The organism is Rhizobium sp. LEGMi-198b, from assembly GCF_054114205.1.
Window position 1 is genome coordinate 987,221 of record NZ_JBSYVH010000001.1, and the last position, 12,466, is coordinate 999,686.

Genomic DNA, 12,466 nt, shown 5'->3' on the forward strand with positions numbered 1-12,466 from the left:
GCATCAGTGGATGTGAATACGGCCTTCGGACAGGATCATGCCAAACCCAGGACGGGGTTTAGCCCCAGCACTTCGCGGTGCCTTCCTTGGTGTCGATGGATTTCAGGCCGGTAACCGGCTTGTCCGTCACCAGCGAAACGCCGGTGTCGAAGAAGGACTTGCCTGGGGTCGGCTTCGGCTTCTCGCCGGTGTCGGCGAACTTCTTGATCGCTTCGACGCCGAGGGCGGCCATCATCAGCGGATACTGCTGCGAAGTCGCACCGATCACGCCATCCTTGACCGACTTGACGCCCGGGCAACCGCCGTCAACCGAGACGATCAGGACCTGCTTTTCCAGGCCAACGGCCTTCAGCGCCTGATAGGCACCGATAGCGGCCGGCTCGTTGATCGTGTGGATGACGTTGATGCTGGAGTCCTTCTGCAGAAGGTTTTCCATGGCCTTGCGGCCGCCTTCTTCGTTGCCGTTGGTGACGTCATGACCGACGATACGCGGATCATTCTCGTCGCCGATCTTGTTCGGGTCCTTCGGGTCGATGCCGAAGCCGATCATGAAGCCCTGGTCGCGCAGGACGTCGACGGTCGGCTGCGACGGCGTCAGGTCGAGGAAGCCGATCTTGGCGTCCTTGGCCTTAGCGCCGAGGGTCTTGTTGGCCCACTCGCCAATCAGCTTGCCGGCGAGAAGATTGTCGGTGGCGAAAGTCGCGTCGGCAGCGTCAGCCGGATCCAGCGGCGTGTCGAGCGCGATGACCAGGAGGCCCGCGTCACGCGCCTTCTTGACCGTCGGGACGATGCCCTTGGTATCGGAAGCGGCAATCAGAATGCCCTTGGCGCCTTCGGCGATGCAGCTTTCGACCGCAGCGACCTGGCTTTCGCTGTCACCATCGATCTTGCCGGCATAGGACTTCAGCGTCACGCCGAGTTCCTTGGCCTTGGCGGTAGCACCTTCCTTCATCTTAACGAAGAAGGGGTTCGTGTCCGTCTTGGTGATGAGGCAGGCGGAAACGTTGGCAGCGTTGGCCGGCGCGGCAAAGACGACACCGATCGCCAGAGCGGCGAATGCTGCGGAAACAACTGATTTCTTCATTCAATCCTCCCAAAATTTGAATAGACCGGAACTTTTCCGGTTGCCCCGGCTCGCTCGGAGTCCGGATAAAGACGCACCATGCCTGCTTAGATTTCTTCCAGATTGGCCGCCTCCAAGGCCATGGCACGTCCTCCAACGCCCACATCTGAACCTAAAGATTTCGTCCTGTCAATAAATAAATCGGATTGAATTATTAATTGGATGTGGCATGTTGCTGAAAAATGCGGCATGGCCATGATGGAAGGAGCGGGCCAATGTCTCCCCTGCAAGACCCGGCGGATACACCGACATCACCCTCGATTCTCGACCCCAGCGGGGGCGCGAACCAGGTGCGCGTGCGCGCGCATAACGAACGGCTGGTGTTGTCGCTGGTGCGCCGTCACGGCGCGCTGTCGAAGGCGGAGATTGCGCGGCGCAGCGGGCTGTCGGCGCAGACGGTCTCCGTCATTATGCGGGCGCTGGAGAAAGACGGGCTGCTGTCGCGCGGTGATCCCGTGCGCGGGCGCGTGGGGCAACCTTCCATTCCGATGCGGCTCAATCCGGATGCAGTGCTCTCCTTCGGCGTCAAGATCGGCAGGCGCAGCGCCGATCTCGTGCTGATGGATTTCGTCGGCCACATACGAATGCAGCTTCACCAAATCTACCCTTACCCGCTGCCGCAGGACATTATGTCCTTCGTCACGTCAGGCATTGCGGAACTTGAAGCGCGCCTCAGCAGCGAGGAGCGTCGCCGGCTTGCCGGTGTCGGCATCGCTGCCCCCTTCGAACTCTGGAACTGGGCGGAAGAAGTCGGTGCACCCGATGGAGCTATGGAGGCCTGGCGCGGGTTCGACCTGCAGGCGGAGGTCGCCGCCCGCGTGCCCTATCTCGTCTATCTGCAGAACGACGCCACCAGCGCCTGCGGCGCCGAACTCGTCTTCGGCGTCGGCCCGCGCTATCCGGATTTCGTCTATCTTTTCATCGGTTCCTTCCTCGGCGGCGGCATCGTTCTGAACTCCTCGATTTTCGTGGGGCGGACCGGAACGGCGGGTGCGCTCGGCCCCCTGCCTGTGCGAGGGCGCAATGGCGAAACTCGGCAGTTGCTCGACATCGCCTCGATCTTCGTGCTCGAAAACCTGCTGAGGGATCGCGGCTTCGATCCGAGGCCGCTCTGGTATTCGGCGGACAACTGGATCGACTTCGGCGAGCCGCTGGAGACCTGGATCCAGGACACCGCCAAGGCGCTGGCGCAGGCGATCGTCGCCGCCGCATCCATTATCGATTTCAGCGCTGCCATCATCGACGGCGGCTTTCCCGACTGGGTGCGCGAACGGGTCGTGCGCGCCACCATCAAAGCGGCCTCGGACCTCGACCTGCAAGGCGTCGTCATGCCGGAAATTATCGAAGGCGCAGTGGGGCCGCAGGCGCGTGCCATCGGCGGCGCCAGCCTGCCGATTTTCGCGCGCTATCTCATCGACCAAAACATACTTTTCAAGGAGATAGACCATGTTGAAGGGCATTGACCCACTATTGAGCCCCGACCTCCTGGCGACGCTGCGCGCCATGGGACACGGCGATGAAATCGCCCTCGTCGACGGCAATTATCCGGGTCTCGAACATGCCCGCCGCCTGATCCGCCTCGATGGCCACGGCGTCGTCCGGGTGCTCGATGCCGTGCTGAGCGTGCTGCCGATCGACGATTTCGTACCGCAGGCGATTTTCCGCGCGACGGTCAAGCAGGACCGCGATGCCCTCGATCCCGTGCATGTGGAAATGGTCGACGTTTGCGCGCGGCATGTTCCCGACATCAAGGTGGTGTCGCTGCTGCCGGCTGAATTCTACGAGCGGGTGAAGCAGGCGCATGCGCTGGTGCAGACCAGCGAGCCGCGGCTTTATGGAAATATCATTCTGCGCAAGGGTGTGATCTATCCCCGCTAAACTCGGCTATAGTCATGATTCCCAAAATGGAAACTACTCTTGTTTCCATTTTGGGAACACTCTATAGATGAACAATGCGAGTCATTGCCAAATCCGCACTGATCAAATTTTGCGCGCGGCTTCCGAAAGGGCAGCAAGCGACCGCAGAGGCGGCAATGGCAGATTGGCATACGACGACATCGGACGCCGACTGGAACAACTTCTCCGAGTTGAAGGCGACATTCAATTCCGCCGACTATGTGACGAATGGCAAAATCGTCTTCGATGTGGGCGGCAATAAGTATCGGATCGTTGGTCTTGTCGGATTTCGCACAAAGCGCGTGTTTATCCTGTTCGTTGGAACACATGCTGAATATGACGCCATGGACGTGGCAAAATTGTAAGGGAGGCCGCTATGATGGATCTCGGTGCCCTTCGCACCTTGCAGACTGAAGAGGAATATGAAGCCGCGCTGAAGGCGGTACGGCCATATTTCGAAAATGAACCTGAAGCCGATACTCCTGAAGCCGCACATTTCGATGCGCTCGTGCTGTTTATCGAAGAATACGAGGCAAAGCATTATCCAATCCCACGCGCCTCGCCGGTCGATGTGATCAAATCCGTAATGATGACAAACAACTACACCCGCGCGGATCTCGTCGAAATCATTGGCTCAAAGGCCAGGGTTGCCGACCTCCTGAACGGCCGTCGGGAAATCAACCTCGATCAGATCAAGAAGATTAGCCGTGCCTGGCATATTCCAGTGGGCGCGCTTGTGGGCGATCTGGTCGCGTGAGGTGATCCAAAGCGGATCGCTTCGGATCACCGGATATCCAGATATATTATCCCTTGATATCCCCCGCCGACGGTCCCCAGACATCCGTCATGGCAAAACCGTTCGCCATCGGATCGAAGGGATCGAGTGCCACCTGGCTGAGACCGAAGGTGAAGCCGCGGCCGGTGATGGTGGGGATGATGGCAGGTTTGCCGGCAACTTCCGTGACCGCTTGCAAGCCGACCTCGAATTCCGAGCCGATGATCGAGCGGGATTTGAAGATATCGCCGACCTTGGCCTTGCCGCGGGCATGCAGCGTGGCGAGGTTGGCGGAACTGCCCGTGCCGCAGGGCGAACGGTCGGCGCGGCCGGGCCACATGGTCGTGCAGGTGCGGACCGCGCCATCGGCATCGACATCCCGGAACATGACATAGGCGACGCCGGAGATCGCTGGAATTTCCGGATGCACCACTGGGATTGCGCGATTGATCAGGTCCTTCAGGATCATGCCGGCCTGCACGAGCGATGCGGCGTTGGCCTTCTCGATCGTCAGATTGACCTGACCGACATCGACCAGCGCGTAAAAAATGCCGCCATAGCAGAGGTCGAGCTTGATCCTGCCCCAATGCGGCGTGTCGATCTGCACGTCCAGCTCATGCACAAAGGACGGAACCATGGTAAGCCGCACCTTCTCGCAGCGGCCGTCGCGGCAGGTGGCGGTCGCCCGCACCAGGCCGGCGGCGGTGTCGAGCGTGACCACGGTTTCCGGCTCTTTCATCTCGACGATACCGGATTCGAGCAGCGCCGTCGTCACGCAGATGGAGTTGGAGCCGGAGCTCGCATGCGCCTGATCCGGCTGCAGGATGATGAAGCCGGCATCAGCATCGGGATGCTTGGCTGGCAGCAGAAGATTGACGGAGCCGATCGGTGCGCCGCGGGGCTCAAGCACCAAGAAGCGGCGCAATTCCTCGCCCTTCGGATCGGTGTTCAACCATTGTAGCTGCTCGGCGATCGTATTGCCGGGGATCTTCGGCACGCCACCGATCGCGACCTTGCCGATTTCACCTTCGCAATGAACGTCTAGCAACTGGATCGTGCGCTTCCATCTCATGTCGGTAACTCCAATCAGACGTGACGGGTGATGCCGCCATCGACGCGGATATTCTGGCCGGTGATATAGCCGGCGCCGTCGGAAAGCAGGAAGGCCGCGGTCTTGGCGATCTCGCTCATCAGGCCGATACGCTTCATCGGCACCTTGTCGGCGGTTTCCGGCTTGTGATTCAGGCTGTCGATGTAGCCGGGCAGGATGCAGTTCATGCGGATATTATCGGCCGCATACCGATCCGAATAAAGCTTGGTGAAGGCGCCGGCCGCGGCGCGGTAGGTGCAGGAGACCGGGAAAATCAAAGAGGGTTCGTAGGCCGCGAACGTGGTAATGTTGACGAAAGCGCCCTTGCCCTGCTTCAGCATGACCGGCGTGACCAGCCTCGCCATGCGCACCAGCGACAGGATCATCATATCGGAACCAAGCGTCCAGCTCTCGTCCGAGATATCGAGCAGATCGCCCTTCGGCGGGTGGCCGGTATGGTTGACCACGGCGTCGATGCGGCCGTAGCTCTTCATCGTCAGGTCGAAGATCGCCTGGATATCCTCGGCTTTTTCGGCGACGCCGCGCGAGGCGACACCGCCGAGTTCAGAGGCCAGCTTCTCGCAGCTTTCCGAGGGCGACATCAACGCCAGACGATAGCCGCTCGCCGAGAGTTCGCGAGCGATCGCCTCTCCCATGCCGCGGCCGCCGCCGGTGATCAGCGCAACGGGCTTTTCGGTTTCGGACATCTGTTTCCTCCTAATAGCGATTGATACGGAACGGGGTCATGTCGACCTCGGGTGTCACGCCTGTCATCATATCGGCCATCAACCTTGCTGTCGTTGCCGAAAAGGTCAGTCCCAGATGGCCGTGGCCGGTGGCATACCAGACGCCGGGAATGCGCGAGGACGGCGAGATGATCGGGATCGTGTCGGGCAGCGCCGGGCGATGGCCCATCCAGTCCTTGGCATCCTCCACCTGCAGCCCCGGCAGCGCCCGCTGGGCGTGACGGACGAGGATGCGCGGGCGGCGAAAATCCGGGGGCGCGTCAAGGCCCGCCAATTCGACATTGCCGCCGACGCGAATGCCGCCGGCCGTTGGGGTCACCATGAAGGCGCGATGCGGCCAGATGATCGAATAGCGCATGGCAATGCCAGGCTTCATAATCTGCGTGTGATAGCCGCGTTCTGTCTCGAGCGGGATCGGCTCGCCAAGCACCGACGCGATAAAGCGCGTATGGACGCCAGCGGCGAGCACAACATCATTGGCCTCCAGCCGACGCCCGCCTTCGAGAAGCACCGAGACGGCGCCATTTGCCTGGCGCTCGACGGTCTGAACCGCTCCGGAGGTGAAGGTGACGCCGAGCGCCTTTGCGGCGTCCACCAGCTTGAGGACGAGCTGATAGGGATCACGGATCGATTTGTTGTCGGGCAGCAGCACCGCCTTGGCGATCTTCAGCGACAGCGCCGGTTCATAGTCGCGGATTTCCGTGCCGGAGAGAACCTTGTGCTCGAAACCATGACGCCGCATCAGCTCGATATGGCCGCGGTCGCCGGCAAACTCCGACTCGGTCTCGTAGATGGCCAGGCAGCCTTCTTCCGTCATCAGGTCCAGGGCACCGATGGCATCGAGCATGGTCCTGAAATCGCCGAGTGCGTGGCGGGACAGGCTCATGCCGGCATCTTCGATCTCCCTCAACCGAGAGGGCCGACCGGCGGCGACGAAGCGCAGGAACCAGGGCAGCATCTTCAGCGCATAGGACGGCCTCAGCCAAACCGGACCTTCCGGGTCCAGCAGCCAGCCCGGAATTTTCGCCCAAGTGGACGGGCCGGAACTGGCAGCGAAATCGAGGGCGATGCTCGCCATATTGCCGAAGGAGGCGCCCTCACCTGGCTCGCCCTTGTCCACGAGCGTCACCTGCCGGCCGCGCCGCTGCAATTCGAAGGCGATCGCCACGCCAATAATGCCGGCGCCGACAACGACGACCGCCCGCCTGTTTTCGTCCATTCCTCAAATCCACCCGCAGAGCGTCAGCTCGATTTGACGCGATTCCCTGATATATCAGATCAGGAGGTGTGGCTATGAGGTTTTTGCTGGAGAACGACCGGCCACGCGCAAATCCATGGCCGGTGGATACACGAGAATAACTATTGGCCGATCACCGTGCCGACGCTGCTGCCGGTCGTCTCAACGCTGTCGCCGACAGAGCCGACGGTATTGCCGGCGGATGCGCCAAGGCGGCGGATCTGCTCGCCGTAATTCTGGCGGGTGCGCGGATCGAAGATGGCGATCGGCGCACTGACGGCGACGCTGGCCGCGCTACCGACCGTCTGCGCCGCACCGATGGCAACCGCGCCGACCGCTTCGCCGATGCCGACATCGGAATCGGTGATGGTCTGTCCCTCGATCAGCCGGTCGCCGATCAGCTTGACCACTTCCGGGCTCTCGGCGAATTTGCCGTGGTTCAGACTGTCGCCGGTCTTGAGCTTGGTGAGATCGAGCACGGTGATGCCCTCTTTTTCCAGAGCGCTGCGATAGGGCTCGGCGCTCGGGTCGATCTGGCCAAGGCGGTCGACATTGCCGGAGATGCGGCGCGACAGCGAGAGTGCCCGGTCATCGCGCGAGACGAATAGGGTAAAATGCGGCCTGTCCTTGCCGAGCGCCCTAAATTGCTGGCCGAAGACATCAACGTCGAGGTCGGGAGACGCGAGGATGACATTCTTGATCTTCGGCGCGACACGGCCGTCGCGGATCGCCATCTGCCTCAAGGCCTCGACAGCGAGCCAGGTGCCCATGGAGTGGGCCATGACGGTGATATCGCCGACAGAGGGATTGGAGGAGGCGCGACGCAGCAGTTCTTCCAGCGCGTCGCGGGAATAATTGGCGCTTTCCTTGTCGTAGGCATAGTCGAAAATGCTGGCCCGCGACGGCCAGGTGAAAACGACCGGCGCGACATCGGCATGAGAGTCATGGACGATCTGAGCGAAGCGATAGACCGAATCCTCATAGCGGTTGTTGAATCCGTGCACGAAAATCAGCACGCGCTTGTTCTTCGGCAGATGCGTGCGCAGCCAGGCCTGATTGTCGGCCACACTCATCAGCGGCTGGACGGAGGTAGTGACGAAATTCTTTAGGGGATTGCCGGGCAGACGGCTCGGCCATTGTACCTGACCGACCTTGCGATTGGCCTCCGGCGGGATAGAGACGCTGACCGCATCCACTTTCAAGCCAGGGCCGCGCTCTCCCGAAAACAAGATCGCCGGATCCTTATCCGGCAGGCGTGTGGTAGCGACTAGCAGATCGATCTTTGAGGTGCCCGGAATATTGTCGGCGACCGGCTGCATGACGCCGATCGGACGGCCGCCGCAGGCGGTCAGAGACAGCGCCGCAATGACGGCGATCGCCCGGAAGAGGGCCTTCCCCCATTGGCCAGCATCTTCCATGCGCTGCATCGCGCCAACCCTCTTCATCGCAGCTCCAATATCGCCGTTAACATACCTATGGAAGGTAACGGTGCAAGCGGCGTTCGCTCTCTCGACAACGTGACGACGCGCTAATTCACAACAGCGAGGCAAAGGCGCAACGGTGGGTTGGAAAGATTGCGGCCTTCAAGACGTCGGCGGGAACCCGAGAAACCCGGAAAATAAAAAGAGCCCGATGCGGGAGGAGGATGCATCGGGCTCTTGATCCTGATTGGCAACTGGGAGGAGGAGGAGTGTTGCCAATCGATGAAGGAGCGCTGGGAGGAGGAGGTGCGCTGCCTTCGAGGTAGTAGATATAACCGTCAGGCAGGCATTAACAGACCGGCTTTCGCAATGCAGCAATGCGCCGAACGCAAAGCTTTTATCCAGAAGGCCCGGAAATGCCGCATACCATGTGCAATTTCGCATTTCTCCGCCTATTTTGCAGTCGTAAAATGGGAACGCATGACATTCACATCGTCGTGATTCGTCATCTTACGGCACGCGCTGCCGAATCTGGTGGCATCGTCGCCGCTGAAATAGCGCGGGCGATCGCTCTCATCCGTCACTGATTCGCGGCGATGGAGCGGCGAGTTTCTACGTCGGGTCGATATGATCAAAAAAGAGCGGCCGCTTCGTCAGCGGCCGCTCTTTCATTCAGTCCAGGCAGCCATCAAGCAGCGGCAAATGCCTTCTTGCCTTCGGCATCCAGCGCCGAAAACTCTTCATCCGACAGCGTGATATTTACCGCCGCCGTGTTCTCTTCTAGATGTTTGACCTTGCCGGTGCCGGGGATAGGCAGCATGACCGGGCTGCGCTTCAGGACCCAGGCGAGCGCGATCTGGCTCGGAGCAGCGCCATGCTTCTTTGCGATGATGTCGAGCAGCGAGCCTTCCTTGGCGAGGTCGCCAGCGGCAAGCGGGAACCAGGGGATGAAGCCGATATTGTGCCTTGTGCAATAATCGAGCACGTCTTCGCTGGTGCGGTCGACGAGATTGTAGCGGTTCTGGACCGTCGCCACCTTGAAACGCTTCGAAGCGGCTTCGATGTCGGCGACCGACACTTCGCTGAGGCCCGCATGACGGATGATCTTGGCATCGAGCAGCGACTTCACGGCGTCGAACTGTTCGGCGGCAGGCACCTTGGGGTCGATGCGGTGAAGCTGCCAGAGATCGATCTGTTCGACACCGAGATTGCGCAGGCTCTTATGCGCCTGCTGAATCAGATATTCCGGGCGGCCCAGAGGAATCCACACGTCGGGGCCGGTGCGGGTCAGCCCTCCCTTGGTGGCGATGACTACCTTGTCGCCATAGGGGTGGAGCGCTTCCTTGATCAGACGTTCGGAGACGTCAGGGCCATAGGAATCAGCCGTATCGATGAAGTCTATGCCGAGTTCCGGTAGGCGCTTCAGGGTGCGTATGGATTCATCGTGGTCCGCCGGCTCGCCCCATATGCCGGAACCGGTGATGCGCATAGCGCCGAAACCGAGGCGATTGACTGTGAGGTCGCCGCCGATCTTGAATTGACCGGACTTGGCTGCGTTTAAATCTGTCATGATTTTCGTCCCTATAGTCTGGTTGACGTTATTCGAAATCCGTGGAAGCCGAGACCTGTTCCCAGGCGTCGAACTCGGTCTTGAGCAGGCCGAGCTTTTCGCGAACGAGACTGATGGCGTCGCGACCTAACAGAAGATGGGTCGGTGGGTTTTCCGATGCAATGAGCTGCAGCATAACTTGTGCCGCCTTCTTCGGGTCGCCAGGCTGCTTGCCGCTGCGTTCGAGGCGGCGCTGGCGCAGCGGTTCGAAGATTTCGTCGTAATCGGGGATCGAGCGTTCGGCACGCACCATCGAGCGGCCGGCCCAATCGGTGCGGAAGCCACCCGGCTCGATGGCGGTCACATGGATGCCGAAACTTTTGACCTCCTTGCCGAGGCTTTCGGAAATTCCTTCCAAAGCGAATTTGCTGCCATGATAGAAGGAAATGCCGGGCAGCGTGATGAGGCCGCCCATCGAGGTTATGTTGAGGATACGGCCGGCGCGGCGCTTGCGCATATAGGGCAGCACCGCCTGGATGACGGCGACAGGACCGAAGACGTTGACCTCGAACTGACGGCGCAGTTCGTCGATGGTCGATTCCTCGACCAGACCCTCGTGCCCATAGCCGCCATTGTTGACGAGAACGTCGATTGCGCCGATCTCCTTCTCGACCTCGGCCATGACGGGCGCAATGGCGGCGGTGTCGGTGACGTCGAGCAGTTTGCCGAAGGCGAAGCCCGGCTTCAGCGCTTCGAATGCGGCGCGGTCGGCTTCCTTGCGCAGCGTGCCGACGACCTTGTGGTCGGCAGCAAGGGCGGCTTCGGCGAGCGCCCGGCCGAAGCCGGAGGAAACGCCGGTGATGAAAATTATCTTGGTATCGGACTTTATGTCGGACATGGCGATATCTCCCTGCTGAGTGCGATCAAGATAGGCCGAGACGACATTTTCGATAATCTCATCAATCGAAGATGACCCTTTTAGAAAAACTGATTAATCTCAGACAAAAATGGAGAGTCGTTCGGAGAGCGCAGATGCGTCAGGACGTGTTGGACGGGCTGGTGACCTTCGTCATCGTCGCGGAGGAAAGGAGCTTTTCGGCAGCCGCCGTTCGGCTCGGCGTGTCGCCCTCGGCGGTCAGCCAGTCGATCAGCAAACTGGAAGGCCGAATGCGGCTTGCACTTTTCAATCGCACCACCCGCAGCGTTAGCCTGACCGAGGCAGGCCAGCGCTATCTCGAACGCGTCGTCCCCGCCGTGCACGATCTGACGGCGGCCGCCCAGGAGCTTGGCGAGTCGGTCGACAGGCCCGCCGGACTGCTGCGCATCAATATGGCGCGCGCCGGCTATATGATCGCGCTTCAACCGATCCTGAGGGATTTCCTCGATGCCTATCCGGAAATCGAGCTGGAGGTGCGCATCGAGGGTTCCTTGGTCGATATCGTCGGCCAGGGCTTCGACGCCGGCATCCGCTTCGGCGATCTGGTGCAGCGCGACATGGTAGCCGTGAAGATCGGGCCGGCGATATCAGCCCATATCATTGCCGCGCCCAGCTATCTCGGACGATACGGAATTCCGAAACATCCGCACGATCTGCTCAACCACAATTGCATCGGCTTTCGCCATTCCTCCAGCGGGCAGGTCGAGCGCTGGGAATTCGAGAAGAATGGCGAGAAGATCGAACTTGCGGTCAACGGCCGGCTGATCCTCAACGATTCCGCCGCGCTGACGCAGGCAGCATTGGACGGTATCGGCATCGCTTATATGATCAACGGCTATATCGACCGCTTTCTGGACGACGGGCGGCTGGTGCGCATCTTGTCCGATTGGAGCCCGGCGCTTGCCGGCTTGACGCTATACTACGCCGACCGCCGCCGCGTACCGGCAAAGCTTCGGGCGCTGATCGATTTCCTGCGCCAACGGCGGCAAGTCGAACCACCGCAGACGGCGGGCGCTCTGACCTGAAATCAGCGATCGGGATTGCGTTGCCGCAACAGCGTGCCGAACTCGGCAAGCGCGGTCCAGAGCTCTTCGAACACGCGATGGGCGTAATCATGCAGTGACAGCTCCTGCGGCCGCTCATTCCAGCGCTCCCCGCCGACGCGCAACGTGCTGACCACGATCGCCGACAGCAGGCGCAGACGGAACTGCTCCTCCTCATCGCCGCCGAAGCGGGCACAAAGCGCATCCGTCAGCTTTTGTTCAAGCTTGGCATATTTCAACTGGTCGCGGGCACAAAGCGCCGGCGTCTCGCGGATCAAGGCGGCTATGGCGAAGTTCTGCTGATCCGACGAGGCGGCAAGCACTGCCGAGGTTAAAGCGCCTTCAATGACCTCGACGATCGACGCGTTCTTAGGCTGTGCGGCGATGGCATCGGCCAGTTCATCCGAGAAGCTGTCTTGCCAGGCGAAGACCACCTCTTCCTTGCTCGGGAAATAATCGAAGAAGCTGCGCTTGGAGACATCGGCCGCCTCTGTGATGTCCTCGATCGTCGTGCCGTCGAAGCCGCGCTGGAGGAACAGCGACAACGCCGCCGCCTCGATGCGCTCGCGCGTCTGGCGGCGCTTGCGTTCGCGCCGGCCTTCCTTCACTTCGCCGTCGATCCCGTTCGCGTCCGCCATGAACTACCCCG

General features: G+C 60.8%; 13 protein-coding genes. 5 read left to right on the top strand and 8 right to left on the bottom strand.

Translation table 11 applies throughout. The annotated features are described in order from the left end of the window. Nucleotides 1-58: 58 nt before the first annotated feature. Nucleotides 59-1,084: a sugar ABC transporter substrate-binding protein gene (locus ACXHXG_RS04800; RefSeq protein ID WP_104821894.1), complete on the bottom strand. Its 1,026-nt coding sequence runs from the start codon at nt 1,082-1,084 to the stop codon at nt 59-61. Between the two features lie 254 nt (nt 1,085-1,338). Here ACXHXG_RS04800 and ACXHXG_RS04805 point away from each other — a divergent pair, with 254 nt between their 5' ends. From ACXHXG_RS04805 to ACXHXG_RS04820, 4 genes are all read left to right on the top strand, one after another. Further along, complete coding sequence (locus ACXHXG_RS04805; RefSeq protein ID WP_104821893.1) at nt 1,339-2,586, top strand: ROK family transcriptional regulator; 1,248 nt, start codon at nt 1,339-1,341, stop codon at nt 2,584-2,586. Beyond that, complete coding sequence (locus ACXHXG_RS04810) at nt 2,570-3,001, top strand: RbsD/FucU family protein (protein WP_457898606.1); 432 nt, start codon at nt 2,570-2,572, stop codon at nt 2,999-3,001. The genes ACXHXG_RS04805 and ACXHXG_RS04810 overlap by 17 nt, the downstream gene beginning before the upstream one ends. 155 nt (nt 3,002-3,156) lie before the next feature. Further along, nucleotides 3,157-3,384 (top strand): type II toxin-antitoxin system HigB family toxin, encoded by a 228-nt coding sequence (locus ACXHXG_RS04815; RefSeq protein WP_283048950.1) that lies wholly within the window; start codon nt 3,157-3,159, stop codon nt 3,382-3,384. Nucleotides 3,385-3,395: 11 nt separating this feature from the next. Next, the gene (locus ACXHXG_RS04820; protein WP_104821890.1) at nt 3,396-3,776 is read left to right on the top strand and encodes a helix-turn-helix domain-containing protein; all 381 of its coding nucleotides are present in this window, start codon (nt 3,396-3,398) and stop codon (nt 3,774-3,776) included. Between the two features lie 46 nt (nt 3,777-3,822). On the opposite strand, the gene ACXHXG_RS04825 is transcribed toward ACXHXG_RS04820, so the two are convergent. The 6 genes from ACXHXG_RS04825 to ACXHXG_RS04850 form a co-directional block, all read right to left on the bottom strand. After that, a complete protein-coding gene (locus ACXHXG_RS04825; protein WP_457898607.1) occupies nt 3,823-4,866 on the bottom strand; it encodes a 4-hydroxyproline epimerase in 1,044 nt (347 codons plus the stop codon). Nucleotides 4,867-4,880: 14 nt separating this feature from the next. Next, a complete protein-coding gene (locus ACXHXG_RS04830) occupies nt 4,881-5,591 on the bottom strand; it encodes an SDR family oxidoreductase (RefSeq protein ID WP_104821888.1) in 711 nt (236 codons plus the stop codon). 10 nt (nt 5,592-5,601) lie between these two features. Continuing rightward, complete coding sequence (locus ACXHXG_RS04835) at nt 5,602-6,849, bottom strand: NAD(P)/FAD-dependent oxidoreductase (protein ID WP_457898608.1); 1,248 nt, start codon at nt 6,847-6,849, stop codon at nt 5,602-5,604. Nucleotides 6,850-6,989: 140 nt separating this feature from the next. Beyond that, complete coding sequence (locus ACXHXG_RS04840) at nt 6,990-8,294, bottom strand: alpha/beta hydrolase (RefSeq protein WP_457898823.1); 1,305 nt, start codon at nt 8,292-8,294, stop codon at nt 6,990-6,992. 682 nt (nt 8,295-8,976) lie between these two features. Next, a complete protein-coding gene (locus ACXHXG_RS04845; RefSeq protein WP_283048943.1) occupies nt 8,977-9,858 on the bottom strand; it encodes an aldo/keto reductase in 882 nt (293 codons plus the stop codon). A gap of 28 nt (nt 9,859-9,886) precedes the next feature. Beyond that, a complete protein-coding gene (locus tag ACXHXG_RS04850) occupies nt 9,887-10,735 on the bottom strand; it encodes an oxidoreductase (RefSeq protein ID WP_457898609.1) in 849 nt (282 codons plus the stop codon). Nucleotides 10,736-10,869: 134 nt separating this feature from the next. On the opposite strand from ACXHXG_RS04850, the gene ACXHXG_RS04855 reads away from it, so the two are divergent. Continuing rightward, nucleotides 10,870-11,799: a LysR family transcriptional regulator gene (locus tag ACXHXG_RS04855; RefSeq protein ID WP_283048939.1), complete on the top strand. Its 930-nt coding sequence runs from the start codon at nt 10,870-10,872 to the stop codon at nt 11,797-11,799. 2 nt (nt 11,800-11,801) lie between these two features. On the opposite strand, the gene ACXHXG_RS04860 is transcribed toward ACXHXG_RS04855, so the two are convergent. After that, entirely contained in the window at nt 11,802-12,455 is a 654-nt protein-coding gene (locus ACXHXG_RS04860) for a TetR family transcriptional regulator (protein ID WP_283048937.1), read from the bottom strand. Nucleotides 12,456-12,466 lie beyond the last annotated feature (11 nt).